Raw genomic sequence first — 21,308 nt, 5'->3', positions numbered from 1 at the left:
CCAAAGGCAACGGGACCGACACCATCCCGCCACGCCCCGCAAGCCCCTCCGCGATCAACCTCGACCGCACACACACCACCCGCGCCGCATCCTCCAACGACAACACACCCGCCACACACGCCGCCGCGATCTCCCCCTGCGAATGACCCACCACCGCCGCAGGCACCACCCCAAAAGACCGCCACAGCTTCGCCAACGACACCATCACCGCGAACAACACCGGCTGCACCACCTCAACCCGCCCCAACGCCACCTCATCCCCCAACACCTCGGCCAAGGACCACTCCACCAACCCCTCAAACGCCCCCGCACACTCCTCCATCGCCGCGGCGAACACCGGCGAAGACCCCAACAACTCCACCGCCATCCCCACCCACTGCGACCCCTGCCCCGGAAACACGAACACCGGACGGGAGTCGGTGACCCGGGCGGCGGACAGCGTGACGGAACCCGGTTCTTCACCACGGGCCATGGCTTCGAACGCGGTACGCGCGGCCTTCCGGTCCCCGACCACGGTCGCGCTGTGCTCGAACCGGGTGCGTGTGGTCGCCAGGGAGTAGGCCAGGTCCGCCGAGCCGAGGTCCGGCCGGGCCTCGAGGTGGTCCGCCAGCGATCGTGCCTGGGCGCGCAGCGCGGGCAGACTCCTGCCGGAGAGCTGCCACACGACCTGTTCGTCCTCCGCGAGCAGTGGCCGCTCGGGCGTCTCGGGTTCCGGTGCCTGTTCGAGGATGACGTGCGCGTTGGTGCCGGACACACCGAACGACGACACTCCGGCACGTCGCGGCCTGCCGGTCTCCGGCCAGTCGGCCGTGTGCGCCAGCGGGGAGACCGCACCCGACGCCCAGTCGATACGCGAGGACGGCGCCGAGAAGTGGAGCAGACCGGGCAGCACTCCCGCGCGCAGTGCCGCCACCATCTTGATGACGCCGCCGACCCCGGCCGCCGCCTGCGAGTGGCCGATGTTCGACTTCAACGAGCCCAGCAGCAGCGGCCGTTCGCGGTCCTGACCATAGGTGGCCAGCAGCGCACCGGCCTCGATCGGGTCACCCAGCCGGGTGCCCGTGCCGTGCGCCTCCACGGCGTCCACATCGGAGGGTGCGAGTCCGGCGTTTTCCAGCGCGCTCCAGATGACCTGCTGCTGTGCGGTGCCGTTCGGTGCGCTCAGGCCGTTGGAGGCGCCGTCGGAGTTCACCGCGGAGCCGCGGATCACCGCCAGCACCTCGTGGCCGTCGCGCTGGGCGTCGGAGAGTCGTCGCAGCGCGAGCATGCCCGCCCCCTCCGACCATGCCGTGCCGTCCGCGTCGTCGGAGAACGACTTGCACCGGCCGTCCGGAGCGAGGCCGCCCTGTTTGGTGAATTCCAGGAAGGGCGAGAGCGTGGTCATCACGACCACGCCGCCGGTCAGGGCCAGCGAGCACTCCCGGGCACGCAGGGCACGTACCGCCGAGTGGAGGGCGACGAGGGATGCCGAGCATGCGGTGTCCACCGTCAGGGAGGGGCCTTCCAGCCCGAGCGTGTAGGAGATTCGGCCCGACATGACACTGGCGGCGCTGCCGGTGCCGACGTAGCCCTCGACCTGGTCGACGGTGTCCCGCAGCAGTTCCGGATAGTCCTGGGCACAGGTGCCCACGAATACACCGGTGTCACTGCCCCGCAGGGAGTCGGGAGCGATGCCCGCGCGCTCGACCGCCTCCCACGCCGTCTCGAGCAGCAGCCGCTGCTGGGGATCCATCGCCACCGCCTCCCGGGGGCTGATCCCGAAGAACTCGGCGTCGAACCGGTCGATGTCCCGCAGGAACCCGCTGGCCTCGGTGGCCAGGCGGTCTCGCACCGAGGCCAGGTCCCAGCCGCGGTCGGTGGGGAACTCGGTGATCGCGTCCACTTCGGACACCGCGAGGTCCCACAGTTGCCCGGGGGTGCGCACACCGCCCGGGTAGCGGCAGGCCATGCCGACGATCGCGATCGGCTCCGTGGCCATGGCCTCGTAGCGGCGCAGTGACCGGCGGGTGCGTTTGAGGTCGGCGGTGACCCGCTGCAAGTAGTCGCGAAGCTGCTGCTCACTCATCAGACACCCAACTCCTCGTCAATCACGTCGAACGGCGCGGCGTCGAAGCCGGGCGCCCGGGTAGCGCGGCCACGGGCACCGGGCCGGTCGCACAGGCGGACATTCACAGCTCCAACTCCTCGTCGATCAGCCGGAACAGCTCGTCGTCGGGGACGCCGTCCACCTCGTCCAGCTCACCGGAGTCGTCGAGGCGACTGCTGAGGCTCCGCAGCCGGGCGGCCAGCCGGGAGCGCGCCGCACGGTCGGCCCGTACGGCGGGCAGTGCCGACTCCACGTCGTCGAGCCGGCGGAAGACGGCGTCGACCTGCTGCCGGTCATCGGGCAGGACCACGGTGGCCAGGTACTCCGCCAGCGCCTCCGCACTGGGATGGTCGAACATCATGGCGGTGGGCAGTTCGGTACTGGTGCGCCTGGCCAGCACGTTCCGCAGGCGGACGGCGGCCAGCGAGTCCATGCCCAGCTCGGCGAACGACACCGTCGGCTCCACCTCGGCGACGGTGCGGTGGCCGAGCACCTTCGCGATGTCCTGGCGGACGACCGTCAGCAGCAGGCCGACCCGCTCGGGCCGGGTCAGGGGCGCCAGCCGCTCGGTGAGCGGGGGCTGCGGAACGTCACCTGATTGGCCGTCATGTGGCTCCAGGACATCCGTGGCGTACTCCGTTGTCGCGGCGTCGGCAGGCTTCCTCACGGCGTCGCGCGCCGGCCAGTAGCGCTCTCGCTGGAAGGCATAGGTCGGCAGGTCGACGCGCCTGCCTCCGCGACCGGCCAGGACCGAGGACCACGAGACGGCGACACCCCGCACGGAGAGGTCGGCCAGCGCTCCGGTCAGCGCGGACACCTCACCGCGATGACTGCGCAGCGCGGGCACGACGAGTGTCGAGGCGGGATCGGACAGGCTGTCCTCGGCCATGCCGGCGGCGACGCTGTCGGGTCCGAGTTCCAGGATCGCGGTGACGCCGTCGGCCTCGGCAGCGCGCACCCCGTCGGCGAAACGGACACAGCCGCGCGCGTGCCGCACCCAGTACTCCGGGGAACACAGCTCTTCGTCGCTCGCGACCGTGCCGGTCAGGTTCGACACCACGGGAACGGCCGGTGCCCGGTAGCGGACGCTCTCGGCGACGGTGCGGAACGCGTCCAGCATGCCGTCCAGGTGCGCGGAGTGAAAGGCGTGACTGACCTGGAGCCTGCTGGTCCTGCGTCCGGCCGAGCGCCAGTGCTCGCGGACACGGTCGACCTCGTCGGCGTCCCCGGAGATCACCACGGCGGACGGCCCGTTGACGGCGGCGAGTTCCACACCGGTGCCGAGGTCGGCCCGGATCTCCTCCTCGGAGGCTTCGATCGCGGCCATCGCCCCGATCGCGGGCTGGGCCTGCATCAGCCGGCCCCGCGCGGCGACCAGCGCGCAGGCATCGGGCAGCGTCAGGACACCGGCGACATGCGCCGCGGTCAGCTCGCCGATCGAATGCCCCAGGAGCAGATCGGGAGCGACTCCCCAGTGCTCCATCAGCCGGAACAGGGCGGTTTCCATGGCGAACAGGGCCGGTTGGGTGTACTCGGTGCGGTCGAGCAGCTCGTCGTCGAGCATCTCGTCGTCAAGTACCTCGTCGTCGGCGCCGAGGACCACGTGGCGCAGCGGCAGTGCGAGGTGACGGTCGAACTCGGCACACACCGCGTCGAACGCCGCCGCGTACTGCGGGAACGCGCGGTACAGCCCACGTCCCATACCCGGCCGCTGGCTGCCCTGCCCGGAGAACACCATGGCGAGCCGCTGTGGCCGGGCCTGACCGACGCCGTCTGTGAGCTCGCCGCCGGCGAGGTGGCCCAGTTCGGCCAGCAGGTCCTCGCGGCTGCCGCCGACCAGCACCGCACGGTGTCCCATCAGCGACCGGCCGGTCGCCAGTGACCAGGCGACATCGGCCGGGCCGTGGTCCTGGTCCGGGCGGTCCGTCAGCCAGGAGTGCAGGCGGGCGGCCTGCGCCCGCAAGGACGCCGCGCCGCGGGCCGAGAGCACCCACGGGACCACCGGGGTGGACACCGTGGGAGGCGTCGTCGGGGGCGCGGGCTCGGCGGGGGCCTGTTCGAGGATGGTGTGGGCGTTGGTGCCGCTGATGCCGAACGAGGAGACGCCGACCCGGCGGGGCCGGTCGGCCGACGGCCAGGGCGTCGGCTCGGTCACGAGGGACACCCCGCCCGCCGACCAGTCCACATGCGGGGTGGGCTGATCGACGTGCAGCGTCCCGGGGACGACGCCGTGCCGCATCGCCAGCACCGCCTTGATCACCCCGGCGGCGCCCGCGGCGGCCTGGGTGTGGCCCAGGTTGGACTTCACCGAGCCCAGCAGCAGGGGCTGTTCGCGGTCCTGGCCGTAGGTGGCGAGCAGCGCGCCGGCCTCGATCGGATCGCCCAGCGCCGTGCCGGTGCCGTGTGCCTCGACCACGTCCACCTCGGAGGGGGCCAGCCGGGCGTCGGCGAGCGCCTGCCGGATGACGCGCTGCTGGGCGGTCCCGTTCGGCGCGGTCAGACCGTTGGAGGCGCCGTCCTGGTTGACGGCCGCACCGCGGACCACGGCCAGCACCTGGTGGCCGTTCTTCCTGGCGTCGGAGAGGCGTTCCAGCAGCAGAAGGCCGATTCCCTCGGACCATCCGGTGCCGTCCGCCGCCGCGGCGAACGCCTTGCAGCGCCCGTCGGGGGCCAGTCCGCGCTGCCGGGAGAACTCGACGAAGGCGTTCGGGGTGGACATGACGGTGACGCCGCCCGCCACCGCGAGCGAGCACTCCCGGGCGCGCAGCGCCTTCGCCGCCGCGTCCAGGGCCACCAGTGCGGAAGAGCAGGCCGTGTCCACGGTGACCGCGGGCCCCTCGAAACCCAGGGTGTAGGACAGTCGCCCGGACAGCACGCTCGCCGCGGTGCCGGTGAGCAGATAGCCCTCGGCGTCCAGGGCGCCGGTGTCGATCCCGGTGCCGTAATCCTGGCCGTTGGTGCCCATGAACACCCCGCACCGGGTGCCGCGCTGGGCCGCGGGGTCGATGCCCGCCCGTTCGAACAGCTCCCACCCGGACTCCAGCACGAGCCGCTGCTGCGGGTCCATGCCCAGCGCCTCACGTGGGGAAATGCCGAAGAACGCGGCGTCGAAGCGGTCGGCGTCGTGCAGGAATCCGCCCGTGCGGGCGTAGCTGGTGCCCGCCCGGTCCGGATCGTCGTCGTACAGGCGCTCAAGGTCCCAGCCCCGGTTGTCGGGGAAGGGCGACAGCACGTCACGGCCCTCCTCGAGCACCTGCCACAGGTCCTCGGGGGAGGACACACCGCCGGGGAAACAGCAGGCCATCGACACGATCGCGATGGGGTCGCCGGTCGCGGCCACGGCCGTCTGCCGCTCCACCGACTCCGGTGCCACGCCCAGCAGTTCGGCCAGCAGGTAGTCGGCGAGCGCCGCCGGGCTGGGATGGTCGAAGACCACGGTGGTGGGCAGCTTCAGCCCGGTGCGCGCGCCGAGGCGGTTGCGCAGTTCGACGGCGCCCAGCGAGTCGAAGCCGAGGTCACGGAAGGGGCGCGTCATGTCCGGCGCGCCGGACTCCGTGTGACCGAGCACGGTGAGCACCTCGTCACGGACCACGTCGAGCAGCAGCCGCGGCCGCTCGGACTCGGGGCGTTCCCGCAGCCGCTCCGCCAACGCGGAGGGCTGCTGTGCCGAGGTGCCGGAAGCCCGCCGCGCCGGGGCCCTGACCAGTCCGCGCAGCAGGGCGGGCAGTGTGCCGGCGCCTGCCTGTGCGCGCAGCACGGAGAGGTTCAGCCGCACCGGTGCCGTCACCGGGTGATCGGCGCGCAGTGCGGTGTCGAACAGGGCCAGTCCGTGGTCCGCGGTCAGCGGGTCGATCCCCGCACGGGCGAGTCGCGCGAGGTCGTCCTCGTCGAGGTGGGCGGTCACACCGCCGCGGTCGTCCCACAGGCCCCACGCCATCGACACGCCCGGAAGGCCCTGTGCGCGCCGGGTCTGGGCGAGCGCGTCGAGGAAGGCGTTGGCCGCCGCGTAGGCGCCCTGTCCGGCGTTGCCCACGAGTCCGGAGTACGAGGAGAACAGCGCGAAGACCTGGAGGTCGGCGCCCCTGCTGAGGTCGTGGAGGTTGACCGCGGCCTGCACCTTCGGGCGGTGCACCCGTGCCACCTGATCGTCCGTCATCGACGTGATCACGGCGTCGTCGACGATTCCGGCCGCGTGCACGACGGCCGTCAGCGGCCGGTCGGCGGGGATGGAGGCGAGCAGTGCGGCGAGTGCGTCGCGGTCGGCGGCGTCGCAGGCCGCGATGGTGACCTCGGCCCCCATGGACTCCAGTTCTGTGCGGAGTTGGGCGGCGCCCTCGGCGGCCTCACCACGGCGGCTGGTGAGCAGCAGGTGCCGTACGCCGTGCTCGGCGGCGAGGTGTCGTGCGACGAGTGATCCCAGCGCGCCGGTTCCGCCCGTGATCAGCGCTGTTCCGGTGAGGGCCCGCGGCGTGCCGGCCACGGTGGGCGTGGTGACGAGCCGGGGTACGCGGGCACTCCCCTCGGTGAGGACGATCTGCGGTTCACCCGAGGCGAGCGCGCCCGGCAGTGCGCGCGAGGACGCCTCGGTCCCGTCGAGGTCGACGAGGACGAACTGGTCCGGGTGCTCGGTCTGCGCGGTGCGCACCAGCCCCCACACCGCGGCCTGGACGGTGTCGCGAAGCTCGGTGCTGCCGTACACGGCCCGGCGCGTGAGGAATGCCAACCGCGCGTCGGCGGGGTGTTCCTCGGCGAGCCAGGTCTGGAGAAGACGCAGCGCCCGCGAGGTGGCCTCCCGTGCCTGGGCGGCGATGTCCGCCCCTTCGTGGCCGGGGCCGAAGGCGGCGAGCACCACGTCCGCCTGCCCGTCCACCGTGGGCAACTGCTGGATGCCGGGGTGGACGGCGCGAAGCCCGTGCTCGTCCGCACCGTCCAGGGCCCACCGGCCCGCTTCCGCGAAGGGCGGCTGTGTGACCGTCCACTCCAGTCGGTGGAGTGGCGCGTGGTGCCGGACCCGCGCGGTGTCCACCGCCGCGAGGGTCACGGACTCGACGGTGTACACGGGCTGACCGGCACCGTCCGTGATCCGCATCGCGTAGGTGTGCTCGCCCAGCGGCAGCAGATGGACGCGGACCGATGCGGCACCGACGGCATGCGGGCGCACGCCATGCCACAGAACGGGTGTCTCGTCCTCGGCGGCCACCAGGCTCAGCGCCGCGCCGACCAGCTCCGGATGCAGACCGTACGGCTCCGCCTCGCTCTCCCGTTCCAGGCCGGCCTCCGCGAACAGCTCTCCACCGGCGCGCCAGACCCGCGCCAGCAGGGGGGATGAGCCCTCCGGCGGGCTCACCGCTTCGGCGTCGGCCGGTGGCCACTGCGTGAGACCGGCCCCGGTGTCCGGGGATGCGACGCCTGCGCTCGCCGTCGCGTTGCGGGTCCACGGTGTCTCCTCGTCCGGCTGCGAGAACACGTCGATGGCACCGTCGGCGCCGATGCGCACCTGGACACGGAGGACGCCGGAGTCGGGCAGCCGTGGCGGGTCCACCTGGCGCAGGACCTCGACACGGTCGAAACCGGCCTCGGCCGCGGCGTGCACCGCCAGTTCCAGCAGTGCGGCATGCGTCCCGGCGGGGTCGGCCAGCCATGGCTGCGCACCGACGGACAGCACACCGGTGAACACGGTGTCACCGTGGTCCGCCAAGCGCACCGCGGCGCCCAGCAGCGGGTGGTCCACGGCCGTCATGCCCGCGGTCCGCACATCCGCCGCGCTGCCGCTCGGCAGCCAGTAGTGGCGGTGCTGGAAGGGGTACGTCGGCAGATCGAGGTGTCCGTGTCCCGCCCCGGCCCCGTCCCCGGCCCCGGCGAACACGCTCGCCCAGTCGACCGCGACACCGTGCGCGTGCAGGGCGGACAGCGAGCCGAGGAAGCAGTCGGACTCGTCCTGCCCACGCCGGAGGGTGCCCTGAACCGCCGCCCCGGCGCCGACGTCGTCGATGGTTTCCTGGATGCCGACCAGCAGCACCGGGTGCGGGCTGCACTCCACGAAGGTGTCGAAGCCGGCGGCCAGCAGTGCCCGGGTGGCCGGCTCGAACTGGATGGGCCTGCGAAGGTTGCGGTACCAGTACTCACCGGTCAGCTCGGCCGTATCGATCCAGTCGCCGGTCACGGTGGACATGAACGCCGTCGGCGTGGCGGCCGGCCGGACCGGGGCCAGCAGCTCCTCCACACGCTCCCGGATCGGCTCGACGTGGGCGGAGTGGGACGGGTAGTCGATGGGCACCCGCCGCGACCAGATGCCCTCCTCCGACAGCGCGGACTCCAGCCGGGCGAGCGCGGGGAGATCGCCCGCGACCACGGTGGAGGTGGGGCCGTTGAGCGCGGCCACGCTCACCCGCTCGAACCCCTCCAGGCGGGACCGGACCTCGTCCAGGGGCAGGTTGATCGAGAGCATGCCGCCGCGGCCGGACAGGCCCTCGGCGATGGCCTTGCTGCGCAGCGCGACCGCGCGGGCGGCGTCCTCCAGGGACATCGCGCCCGCGACGACCGCGGCGGCCATCTCGCCCTGCGAGTGGCCGATCACCGCGTCCGGCACCACCCCGACGGACTTCCACAGCACCGCCAGCGAGACCATCACCGCGAACAGGACCGGCTGCAGGACCTCGGTCCGCTCGAACTCGCCGGAACGCACCACGTCGGTGAGCGCGAAGTCCACATGAGGGGTCAGGGCGCGTTCGCAGTCGGCCATCGCCTGGGCGAAGACCGGCGAGGTCTTCAGCAGGTCCACCGCCATCCCCGCCCACTGCGGGCCCTGTCCCGGGAAGACGAATACGACCTTGCGGGGGCCTGCCGTGGCGCGCGTGGTCATCGAGGCGGGCTCGTCGCGGGCCAGTGCGTCCAGCCCCGTACGGAGCTCCTGGGCCGACCGGCCGAGAAGCACGGCGCGGTGTTCGAACGCGGACCTGGCGAGGGCGAGCGAGGCACCGACCGTGGCGAGGTCGGCGTCGTCGGTCAGCGCCGTCGACAGCCGGCCGGACTGCGCCCTCAGCGCCTCGGCGGTGCGTCCGGACACCACCAGCGGCACGCTGGTCAGGGTCAGTGGCGCCGTGGCCGACGTAGGCGCCGCCGGTTCGGCCACGGGTGCCTGTTCGATGATGGCGTGGGCGTTGGTGCCGCTGATGCCGAACGAGGACACCGCGGCGCGGCGCGGGCCCTGGGTGTCCGGCCAGGGCGCGGGGTCGGTGAGCAGCCGGACCGCGCCGCTGTCCCAGTCCACCAGCGGTGAGGGCCGGTCGATGTGCAGGGTTCTCGGCAGTTGCTCGTGCTGGAGGGCCATCACCATCTTGATGACGCCACCGACCCCGGCCGCGGCCTGGGTGTGGCCGATATTGGACTTCAACGAGCCGAGCAGCAGGGGATGTTGGCGGTCCAGTCCATAGGTGGCCAGCACGGCCTGGGCCTCGATGGGGTCGCCCAGCCTGGTGCCGGTGCCGTGTGCCTCGAGGGCGTGCACATCGGCCGGGGACAGGCCGGCGCCCGCCAGCGCGGCGCGGATCACACGCTCCTGCGACGGACCGTTGGGAGCGGTGAGCCCGCTGCTCGCGCCGTCCTGGTTGACCGCCGTCGACCGGATCAGGGCCAGTATCCGGTGGCCGTGGCGACGCGCGTCCGACAGCCGCTCCAGTACGAGTACCCCGACCCCCTCGGACCAGCCCGTGCCGTCGGCCGCCGCGGCGAAAGACTTGCACCGGCCGTCCGGGGACAGCGCCCGCTGCCGGGAGAACTCCACGAAGGTGCCGGGTGTGGCCATGACGGTGACACCGGCGGCCAGCGCCAGCGAACACTCACCGCTGCGCAATGACTGCGCGGCCAGGTGCATCGCCACCATCGACGAGGAACAGGCCGTGTCCACGGTGACCGCCGGCCCCTCGAAACCGAGGGTGTAGGCGACGCGGCCGGACAGCACGCTGGCGGTGGTGCCGGTCAGCCGGTGCCCGTCGACCGCGCCCGCGGTGTGTTCCAGCGGCGGCCCGTAGTCGTGGTACATCACTCCGGCGAAGACTCCGGTGCGGCTGCCGCGCAGGGTGCCCGGTACGAGTCCGGCGCGTTCCAGCGCCTCCCAGGACGCCTCCAGCAGCAGCCGCTGCTGCGGATCCATGGCCAGTGCCTCGCGCGGGCCGATACCGAAGAACTCGGCGTCGAACCCGCCCGCGTCGTGCAGGAACCCGCCCTGGCTGCAGTAGGACGTTCCGGGGTGCGCCGGGTCCGGGTCGAACAGCTCGGTCAACCGCCAGCCCCGGTCGACCGGGAACCCGGTGACGGCGTCGCCGCCTCGCTCGACCAGCTCCCACAGGTCCTCGGGCGAGCGGACGCCACCGGGGTAGCGGCAGCTCATTCCCACGATCGCCAAGGGCTCGCGCGCGGCGGCGGTGAGGTCGTGGTTCTTCCTGCGCAACCGCTGGACCTCACGGATGCTGTCGCGCAGCGCCTCGGTGACCGCGGCGGCGGTTGTTTCGCTCATCGGTGTCGTCTCCGGCTCGCTCAGGATTCCAGGCTGCGACGGGCCAGCCTGACCAGGTCGTCCGCGTCCAGCTCGTCGAGGCCGTCCAACTCGTCTAGGCCGTACGGTTCGTCGAGGCCGTACGGTTCGCCGACGCTGTCCGGCCCTTCGGGGCCGCCCGGGTGGTCGATGTCGGCCGGGGACGTGGCCTGGGCGGGCGGTTCGGCCACCAGCGTGAGAAGGGCGTCCAGCAGACCGGCGGCGCGCAGACGTGCCACCGGCAGCGTGGCCAGCGCCTTGCGCAACGCCGCCTCGTCCACCGGTGGCGGTTCGGCGGGCGCCATCTTCTGGGCGATCAGGGCGGCCAGCCGGTTCGGGGTTGGGTGGTCGAAGACGACCGTGGGGGACAGCGCGAGTCCGGTCACCCGGTTGAGCCGGTTGCGCAGGTCGACCGCGATCAAGGAGTCCACACCCAGTTCCCGGAAGCCGCGATCGAGGTCGATCGCCTCGTCGGGGCCCTGCCCGAGGCAGCCGGCCAGCTCCCGCCGCACCAGGTCGAGGGGGGACGCGTCCCGCTCGGGCCGTGTCCTCGACGCCACCGGGACCAGGCCGCGCAGCAGTGGCCCCGGGTCGTCGGACCCGGACCGCGGCTGTCCGGCTTTCCGGCCCACCGCCACCAGGAGGGGGGTGTCCAGTCGCAGCGCGGCGTCGAACAGCGCCAGGCCGTCCTCGGTGGACAGGGTGGGCATGCCGATGTCCGCCAGCCGGTCGAGGTCGGTACGGGACAACTCGGCGGCCATGCCCGTCTGCTCCCACGGGGCCCACGCGAGCGAAGTGGCGGGCAGCCCCTGCGCCGCCCGATGCTGGGCCAGGGCGTCCAGGAACGTGTTCCCGGCGGCGTAGTTCGCCTGTCCGGCGGCGCCGAGGACGCCGGACGCCGAGGAGAACAGCACGAACCCGTCCAGGGCGAGGTCCCGGGTCAACTCGTGGAGGTGCCACGCCCCGTCCACCTTGGGACGCAGTACCGATGCCAGCCGCTCGGTGGTCAGCCCGGAGATCACGGTGTCGTCCAGGACGCCTGCCGCGTGCACCACCGCGGTCAGCGGATGTTCGGCCGGGATCGAGGCCAGCAGTCCGGCCACCGCGTCACGGTCGGCGACGTCGCAGGACCGCCAACTGACACCGGGGCCGAACTCCGTCACGTCCACCGGCCGCCTGCCGGCCAGCACCAGGTGGCGCATGCCGTGCTCGGTGAGCAGCCGATGGGCGATGAGCCGGCCGAGCCCTCCGGACGCGCCGGTGATCAGCACGGTGCCGTCGGGGTTCCAGCCGCGGAGGGCGGCGGGCCTGCGCCCGCGCGTCAGCCGGGGGGCGAGGAGTGTGCCCGCGCGCACCGCCAACTGCGGTTCGTCCAGGGGCAGTACGTCCAGGAGGGGCCGCGCCGCTCCGACGTCGGCGTCCAGGTCGAGCAGGACGAACCGGCCGGGATGCTCACGCTGCGCGGAACGCACCAGACCCCACACCGGGGACTGGGCGAGGCCCAGGACCTCCTCGCCTTCCCGGGTGCCCACCGCCGACCGCGTCACCAGCACCAGCCGAGCCGAGGCGAACCGCTCGTCGCTGATCCACGAGCGCACCAGCTCCAGCACCCGACCGGCCGTCGCATGGGCCGCGCCGGGCAGAGTCCGGTCCGCCTCCGAGGACACCGGCACCACCACGAGGTCCGGACGCTCCCCCGCGCACCGGGAGAGATCTCCGTCGTCCGCTACGGCGACACGGGATGTCGTGGACGCCGGAGTGACCGGAACCCACTCGACCTTCAGGAACGGATCGTCGTGCACCACGGGACCGGCCGTGCGGACACTCAGCGCCTCGATGTCGGCGACCGGCCCTCCGGCGGTGTCGGTGATGCGCAGCGACACGGTGTCCTCGCCGGTACGCCTGGTGTGCACCCGGGCGGCGGCGACACCGGTGGCGTGGACGGCCATCTTCTGCCAGGAGAACGGCAGTTTCGCACCGTCGAAGAGCCCGAGCGCGCCGGCGCCGTGCAGACACGCGTCGAGCAGCGCCGGGTGCAGGGCGAACTCACCGGCCCGCCCGGCGAGGTCCAGGTCCAGTTCGACCTCGGTGATCACCTCGTCGCCGGCCCGCCAGGCGCGTCGTACGTTCTGGAAGCGCGGACCGTACTCCAGCCCGCACCGGGCCAGGCCGCCGTAGAGGTCCTGCGTGGACAACTCGACGGCGGACACCGGCGGCCAGTGGCCGAGGACCCGCTGGGGGGTGGCCGATGCGGGGACGAGGGCGGCGGTCGCATGCCGTGTCCACTCGGCATCGCCGTCCGCCGGTCGGGAGTGCACACTCAGCGCACGGCGCCCGTCGGTGTCCTTCTCCCTTACGCCCACCCGGAGTTCGACGGTCTCGTGGGACCGCAGGGCGAGCGGCGCCGTCATCACCAGCTCCTCGACGGTGGGACAGTCCGTCGCGCCACCGGCGTGCACGGCCATCTCGAGGAAGGCCGTGGCCGGGACGAGCACGGTCCCGCCCACGACGTGGTCGGCCAGCCACGGCTGGGTGCGTGTGGACAGCACACCGGTGAACTCCACACCATCGCCGTCGGGCTGTGCGATCCGCGCGCCGAGCAGGGGATGCCCGGCCGGGCGCAGCCCGACCGCGCCCGGCGAGGAGCCGGCGCCGGGGGGCTGGTCCAGCCAGTAGCGCCTGCGCTGGAACGGATAGGTGGGCAACTGCGTGCGTCGTGCCGGGGTGCCGTCGTAGACGGCCGCCCAGTCCAGGCCGACACCGTGTGCGTAGAGCCTTGATACGGCCTCGGTGAGCGTGGCCGCCTCTGAGCGGTCACGGCGCAACGCGGGCACGAACCGCGCGTCCCCGTCGGCGCATTCGGGCCCGAGCGTGGTCAGCACGGCATCCGGCCCGAGCTCCAGGAAGTCCGTGACGCCGTGGTCGTACAGCCACCGCACGCCGTCGCCGAAGCGCACGGCGGCGCGCACATGCCGCACCCAGTAGTCCGGGGAGCACAGCTCCTCGTCGCTCGCGACCGTGCCGGTCACGTTGGACACGATGGGGATCGCCGGTGGGTGGAAGGTCAGCTTTTCCGCGACCGCGTGGAAGTCGGCCAGCATGGGCTCCATGTGTGCGGTGTGGAAGGCGTGGCCGACCCGCAGCCTGCGCGTGCGGCGCCCCTGCTGCTCCCAGTACCCCATCTGCCCGGTGACGGCCCGCTCGTCTCCGGCGATCACCACGGCCCGCGGCCCGTTGACGGCGGCGATCTCCGCGTACCCGTCCGCCCCTGGCAGACGGGTCAGCACCTCCTGCTCGGTCGCGGCGATCGCGGCCATACAGCCGTCGCCCGGAAGCGCCTGCATCAGCTTGCCTCGCGCGGCCACCAGCGTCACGGCGTCGGCCAGGTCGAGCACACCGGCCACGTGCGCGGCGGCGAGCTCGCCGATGGAGTGCCCCACCAGGTAGTCGGGGCGCAGTCCCCAGCTCTCGACCAGCCGGAACAGGGAGACCTCGACCGCGAACAGCGCCGCCTGGGTGTAGACGGTCCGGTCGAGCAGATCCGATCCGTCGAACACCACGGCCTTCAGCCCGGCATCGAGGTGCTCGTCGAATCCGGTGCACACGCGCTCGAAGGTGTGGGCGAACACCGGGTACCGCGCGTGGAGTTCCGCCGCCATCCGGCCGCGCTGGCTTCCCTGACCGGTGAAGAGGAAGGCGAGTGCACCGGCCGACGTCGTGCACACGTCGTCGGCCTCGAGGGAGCCCAGCCCCGCGAGCAGCGCGTCGCGGTCCCCGCCGACGACGACCGCGCGGTGCTGCCGGTGCTGCCGGGCGGTGGCCAGCGAGAAGGCGACGTCGTCCGGGTCGGCCCCGGCCAGCGCCACGGCCAGTCGCCGTGCCTGGTCGACCACCGCCTGCCCGGTGTGCCCGGACAGCAGCAGCGGCATGGTGCTGCCGCTGTCGGGCGTCCGCTCAGGCCCGGGCGCGGGGACGCCCTCGATGACGAGGTGCGCGTTGGTCCCGGAGATGCCGAACGAGGAGACGGCCGCGCGGGGCGGACGGCCACGCGACGGCCACGGTGTGGCCTCGGTCAGCAGCCGCACCGCTCCCGCCGACCAGTCCACGTGTGCGGTCGGGTCGGTGATATGCAGGGTCTTCGGCGCGATGCCGTGCCGCATGGCCTGCACCATCTTGATGACCCCGGCGATCCCGGCGGCGGCCTGCGTATGGCCGATGTTCGACTTGAGCGAGCCGAGCAGCAGGGGGTGTTCCCGGTCCTGGCCGTAGGTGGCGAGAAGGGCGTGCGCCTCGATCGGATCGCCCAGCACGGTGCCCGTGCCGTGTGCCTCGACCACGTCGACATCGTCCGGCACCAGCCGGGCCTGGGCCATGGCCTGCCGGATGACCTGCTCCTGCGCCGGTCCACTGGGCGCGGTGAGCCCGTTGGAGGCCCCGTCCTGGTTGACGGCGGTGCCGCGGATCACCGCGAGAACGTCGTGTCCGTTGCGCCGGGCGTCGGAGAGGCGCTCCAGTACGAGAACGCCCAGCCCTTCGGCCCAGCCGGTGCCGTCGGCCTGAGCGGAGAACGCCTTGCAGCGCCCGTCCGGTGAGAGTCCGCCCTGACGGCTGAACTCCACGAACATGCCCGGGGTCGACATCACGGTCACCCCACCGGCCAGGGCGAGCGAACACTCCCCCTGCTGCAGCGACCGTACGGCGAGATGCACGGCCACCAGCGAGGACGAGCACGCGGTGTCCACGGTGACGGCGGGCCCTCGCAGGCCGAGTGTGTAGGCCACCCGGCCGGACAGCACGCTCGCGCTGGTGCCGGTGAGCAGGAACCCTTCGGCGCCATGCGCGGTTTCGTGCAGGCGCGGCCCGTAGTCCTGGGCACTCGCGCCGACGAACACCCCGGTCCGGGTGGCGCGCAGGCTCTCGGGAACGATTCCCGCCCGTTCGAGCGCCTCCCATGTGCCCTCCAGCAGGAGGCGCTGCTGGGGGTCCATCGCCGTGGCCTCGCGCGGGGAGATGCCGAAGAAGGCCGCGTCGAACGTGTCGATGCCGTCGAGGAATCCGCCCGCCCGGGTGGCGGTGCTGCCATCAGCGAGGTCCCAGCCCCTGTCGGTGGGGAATCCGCTGATGGCGTCACGCTCCTCCGCCACCAGGTGCCACAGGTCCTCGGGCGAGCTCACCGCGCCCGGGAGCCGGCAGCTCATGGCGACGACGGCGATGGGATCGCCCGTCGCGACGGCGGCGACCGTCGCCTGGGCGGCCCGGGGACGCTCACCATCCAGCAGGGCGGCAAGGTGTTCGGCCAACGCCGCGGGGGTCGGATGGTCGTACAGCACGGCGGAGGAGAGCGGTACGCCGGTCGCCGCGACGAGCCGGTTGCGCAGTTCGACGGAGGTCAGCGAGTCGAAGCCGAGGTCGCGGAACGACTCGGTCACGGCCAGCGACTCCGGGTCGTCCCGCTCGAGCAGCACGGCCCCGTGCTCGCGCACCAGACGCAACGCGGCGGCATGCCGCTGTTCCTCGGTGCGCCGCGACGCCCGCGGTGTCCTCGCCTCGGGCTCATGTGTCGGCTCGTCGAGCCAGTACCTGCTGCGCTGGAACGCGTACGTGGGCAGGTCCACCGGCTGTCCGTCCGGGAAGGCGGGCCGCCAGTCCACCTCCACTCCCCGCACCTGGGCCTCGGCGACCGACCGCAGGAAGCGCCCCATACGGCCGTCGTCACGGCGCAGCGAACCCACCACGACGGCCTGGGGCCCGGTGGTCTCCTGAACCGGCATGACCAGGGCCGGGTGCGGGCTGCACTCGATGAACCCGGTGAACCCGTCGGCCTCCAGCGCACGCACACCGGTTTCGAACCGCACGGTCTCCCGCAGGTTGCGACACCAGTAGTCGGCATCGAGTCCGGTGCCGTCGAGCCAGTCCCCGGTGACGGTGGAGAACAGCGGGACCGCGGAGCTGGTAGGGCGAACGGCGGCCAGCTCATCGAGCAGCGCCGGCCGGATGTCGTCCACGTGCGGGGAGTGCGAGGCGTAGTCGATCGGTACCGTGCGCACCCACACGCCCCGGGCCGACAGGGACTCCAGGAGTTCCCGCACCGGCTCGGTGTCGCCGGACACCACGACCGAACGCGGGCCATTGACCGCGCCGATCGTGACACCCCGCGGCAGCAACGGCTCGACCTCGGCCACGGGCAGAGCGACCATGCCCATGCGGCCCCGGTCCTTGATCGCCTCGACAGCCCTGCTGCGCGCCACCACGACCCGTGCGGCGTCCTCGATGCTGAGCGCTCCGGCCACGCAGGCGGCGGCGATCTCGCCCTGCGAATGCCCGATCACCGCGTCCGGCAGCACTCCGTGGGATCGCCACAGTTCGGCCAGCGACACCATGACCGCGAAGGTGGCCGGTTGTACGACATCGTCGCCGGTCATCGGTTCGCGCAGCACATCGAACAGATCCCAGTCGACGAACCGGGACAGGGCCCGTGCGCACTCACGCATCCGTGCCGCGAACACCGCCGACTCCTCCAGCAGTGCCAGCCCCATACCGGACCACTGGGAGCCCTGACCGGGAAACACGAAGACGGTGCGCCCCGGTTCTCCTGCCGTACCGAGCACGGGTCCCGGCAGCTGTTCTTCGAGTGCCGCCAGCTCCTCCCGGCCGAAGACCACGGCGCGGTGTTCGAGCAGCGTGCGCGTGGTGGCCAACGAGTATCCGACGTCGGCAGCAGGCAGATCGTGATGGTCGAGGTGGTCGAGGAGGCGTTCCGCCTGGCCGCGCAGCGCCTGTCGGGTACGGGCGGACAGCACCCACGGCGTCACCGCCGGGGATGTACCGGGCGGCGTCGGCTCGACGGAGGGCGGCTCGGCAAGCACGACATGGCAGTTGGTGCCGCCGATACCGAAGGAGCTGACCCCCGCCACCAGCGGCCGTTCCTCTTCCGGCCACGCGGTGGTCTCGGTCTGTACCCGCAGGTTCAGCTCGGACAGCGGGATCGCCGGATGGGGCCGGGCGAAGTTCAGGCTCGCGGGCAGCCGACGGTGGGTGAGAGAGAGGACCACTTTGAGCAGCCCGGTGATTCCGGCCGCGCCTTCGAGGTGACCGATGTTGGTCTTCACCGAGCCGACGCGCAGGGGCGTGCCCTCCGGCCGTTCGTGGCCGAGTGCCGCTCCCAACGCTGCTGCCTCGACCGGGTCGCCGGCCCTGGTCCCGGTACCGTGCAGCTCGACGTACTGCACGGTACCGGGTTCGACGCCCGCGGACCGGTAGGCGGCGCGCAGCACGTCGGTCTGCAGGGAGGGGTCCGGTGTGGTCAGATCCGCCTGACCGGCACCGTCGTTGTTGACCGCGCTGCCGAGGATCAGGCCGTGTACGCGGTCGCCGTCCGCCAGCGCGTCGGCGAGCGGCCTGAGCACGATCATCACGCCGCCCTCGCCGCGCACGTAGCCGTTCGCCCGTTCGTCGAAGGTGTAGCAGCGACCGTCCGGGGAGAGGACACCGAGCGCGTCGACGGCCCTGGCGGAGACGGGGGCGAGATTGAGGTTGACGCCGCCCACGAAGGCGTGGTCGACCTCGCCACGGCGGATGCTGTCACAGGCCAGGTGCACCGCCACGAGGGAGGAGGACTGTCCCGAGTCGACGGTGACGCTCGGGCCGCCCAGCCTCAGCAGGTGCGACACCCGGTTGGCGATCATGGAGCGGTGGGTGCCCGTCAGGGTGTAGCGGTCCTCCGCCGCGCCGCGGGCACGGGTGAGGGCCGCGTAGTCGTCGGACGACACTCCCAGGTACACACCCGACCGGCTGCCACGAAGGGGGTCCGCCACGAACCGTGCGGACTCCATCGCCTCCCAGGCCAGTTCGAGCGCGAGCCGCTGCTGTGGGTCCATCGCGGCGGCCTCGGCGGCGGTGACTCCGGCGAACTCGGCGTCGAAATGGGCCACTTCGGAGAGGAAGCCGCCTTGCTCGACGGCCTGTTCCGCGCTCCAGCGCCCGTGCGCGGTCTCGCCGACCGCATGGCGCCCGGCGCAGAGCAACCGCCAGAATTCCTCCGGGTTCCGGCCACCGGGCAGACGGCAGGCAATACCCGTGATGGCGATCGGCGCCGAGGCGTGAGCACTCGCGGAAGGCGCGACGGACACAGCCAACCTTTCCTCCCCACGGGACGGGACAACCGGCGAGAGGAATGTGCCCGGAAGATCCTTCCCATGCGAGCGGAATGCCGCTGGGCAAGACCGGGCCCATCGCCGAGTCATGGGCGGCGACAGGTTGTCGCTGCCTTCGACTGAGACGCTAATCAGCTCGTGGAGAGCCCGGAAGGCAACTGGTATCGATCAAGACCATCCGCGCCATGGATACCGGGCCTATTACGCAAACGACCCAGCGCCCGGTCAGCCCGCCGACCGCGGGAACCGTGGGATCACAGGTGTGACGCCATCTCCTGGATACGCTCCCGCAGCCAGCGGTGCGCCGGATCCGCGGTGTTCCTGGGATGCCAGTACATCGCTTCCGTCAACTCCCCCGCCGGCTCCAGAGGTACCGCCCGCAGGCTCATCGGATTCCCGAGCCGCTCGAAGAGCCGCCGGGGAATGACCGCGACCATCCGGGTACCGGACACCATGGAGGCCGCGCCGGCAAAAGTGTCGCTCACCGCCACTGTCCGGTCGGACACGCCGCAGTCGCCGAAGGTGAGGCCCGACAACGGCATGGACTGTGAGCCGATCCTGACATGGGGCAGGGCGCCCAGTTCCTCCAGGCTCAGGATCGGGCCCACATCGGGATGGCCACCGTCGACGACGGCGACCAGCTCGTCCGGAGGCAGATCGCTACGGGAGAACGACGTCAGCTCGTCGGTCAGCACGTTCGGCGGCCAGATCAGTAGGTCGGTCTCCCCGCGGCGCAACCGGTCGAACATGCCGGGGTGCACCCCGGTGACGCTGATCCGCACGCCCGGGACCACCTCGCTCAGCTCGCTGAGCTCGCTGAGCAATGGACGCAGCATCACCGCGGTCACGTAGTCGTCGGCGACCAGGTTGAAGGTTCGGGCGCTGGTGACCGGATCGAACTGTTCCGTGCGGTCCAGGACCTCGTACATCCCGCCCAGGAGTTCCTTGACCGGGTCGACCAGTGACTCCGCGAGCGGGCTGAGGACCATCGCGCGCCCGGCCCTGACCAGCAGCGGATCATTGAAGTGCCGCCGCAGCTTCGCCAGTGCCGTGCTCATCGCGGGTTGGCTGACGGAGACCCGCTCAGCGGCCCTGGTGACACTGCGCTCCGAAAGGAGCGCGTTCAGCGGGACCAGAAGGTTCAGATCAATCTTGGTGGGACGAGCCGCCGCGACGGGCGGCTGTCCCCCATCGGTAACAGGCGGCTGTTCCCCATCGGTCGAGGACGCCGGCCGGCTCTTCCGCTGCCCTGGGGCGGTCATACGCCCGAAGAAGTCGCCGATCTTCCGCACGCCGTGCGGATCGGCACCCCCGTCGAGGCTTCCCTCCAGCTCCCTGGCCATGGACGCCGCACGCTCGCGCATCGTCTTCTCGTACGCGGCGAGCGCCGCCGTAAGGTCGTCACCGGCCCCGATGACGGCTCGGGCGAGGTCGGCAGCGTCCCGCATGGCGAGATTGGCGCCCCAGCAGGATGACAGCATGCCATGGGCGGCATCGCCCAGCAGGGTGACTCCCGGTGTGGTCGGCCAGCTCGTGCCGATGGGGAGGCTGTAGACGGGGCGGGGGACGATCGTGTCATCGCAGTGGCGGACGAGGTCCTTCAGTTGCGGGGCCCAATCGGTGAAGTGCTCCAGGATCGCGGCGCGCGCCCGCTCGGGCCGGTCGTAGGGGATGCCGTTGGTGGTGAGCCAGTTCTCGGGAACGCGGAAGGCGATGGAGATGCGCAGGCGGCCATCGCCGCCGCGCCGCGCTATCAGACCCTTGTCGTCCTGCAGCGCGAACATGCTGCCGCGGCCCACGAGCGTGGCTAAGGCCGGCTGGGTGCGGTGGGCCTCGGGGACACCGAGCTCTATAAGGCTGATCCCAGAGTACGCGGGCTTGACTTCGGTGAGCATCGGACGGACGCGGGACCATGTGCCGTCCGCGCCGATGAGCAGGTCGCAGGTCTCCACCGCGCCGCCTGCGAAGTGGAGTTCGAGGCGGCCGCTCTCCAGGGTGGTGGCGTGGTCGAGGCTGTGGCTCCAGCGGATGCTGTCGGAGGCGAGGGCGTCGAGGAGGATCTCGCGCAGGGCGGACCGGTCCATCTCCGGCCAGCCCGTGTCGTCTTCGGGGGTGACGTCCTGGGGTTGGACCGTGGCGTCCTTGCCGAAAATCTTCATATCCAGGCCCGTGGGGCGGGCTCGGGCCCAGAACTCGTTTTCCAGTCCTGCCTCGCGCAGGGCGTGCTGACCGCACTCGGGGTGCAGCTCGAGGGTGCCGCCCGGGCAGGCGGCGGCATCGACTGCCTCGCGCTCGTATACGACCGTGTCGATGCCGTTGGCCTGGAGGACGCAGGCGAGGGTGAGGCCGCCGGGGCCGGCGCCGATGATCGCGATACGGGGGGTGGTGTTCATGGTCAAGGAGTCCTTTTCGGCGGCGGCGGTGGACGTCGTCCCGCATGACATCATCGCGTCCGCGACGCGCCGTCCTCCCACCAGTTGAGGGAGGTGACGGCATTACTGCCCGGGAACCAGCCATAGTCGGCCGAAGAACTCAT

At 72.1% G+C, this 21,308-nt stretch carries 3 protein-coding genes and 2 pseudogenes; all 5 read right to left on the bottom strand.

Going from position 1 to position 21,308, the window contains the following annotated elements:
- On the bottom strand, positions 1-2,065 hold a 2,065-nt coding region (locus J5X86_RS28840; RefSeq protein ID WP_208519625.1), incomplete at its 3' end, for a type I polyketide synthase.
- A 103-nt stretch (positions 2,066-2,168) separates the two neighbouring features.
- Positions 2,169-2,588: pseudogene (locus tag J5X86_RS53000) on the bottom strand (acyl carrier protein); the annotation flags it as partial.
- 150 nt (positions 2,589-2,738) lie between these two features.
- Positions 2,739-10,553, bottom strand: a pseudogene (locus tag J5X86_RS51060) (SDR family NAD(P)-dependent oxidoreductase); the annotation flags it as partial.
- Between the two features lie 68 nt (positions 10,554-10,621).
- Entirely contained in the window at positions 10,622-18,748 is an 8,127-nt protein-coding gene (locus tag J5X86_RS51055) for a type I polyketide synthase (RefSeq protein WP_308124764.1), read from the bottom strand.
- Positions 18,749-19,026: 278 nt separating this feature from the next.
- Positions 19,027-21,165, bottom strand: a complete 2,139-nt coding sequence (locus tag J5X86_RS28795) for an FAD-dependent monooxygenase (RefSeq protein WP_243981699.1) — start codon at positions 21,163-21,165, stop codon at positions 19,027-19,029.
- Positions 21,166-21,308: the final 143 nt, after the last annotated feature.

Source organism: Streptomyces sp. NEAU-YJ-81 (genome assembly GCF_017592595.1).
Classification (GTDB): Bacteria; Actinomycetota; Actinomycetes; order Streptomycetales; family Streptomycetaceae; genus Streptomyces; species Streptomyces hygroscopicus_B.
This window is presented reverse-complemented; position numbering and strand designations above follow the sequence as displayed.

Coding starts and splice junctions, on each gene's coding strand:
- J5X86_RS28795 (WP_243981699.1), bottom strand. CDS start 21,165: ATGAACACCACCCCCCGTATCGCGATCATCGGCGCCGGCCCCGGCGGC.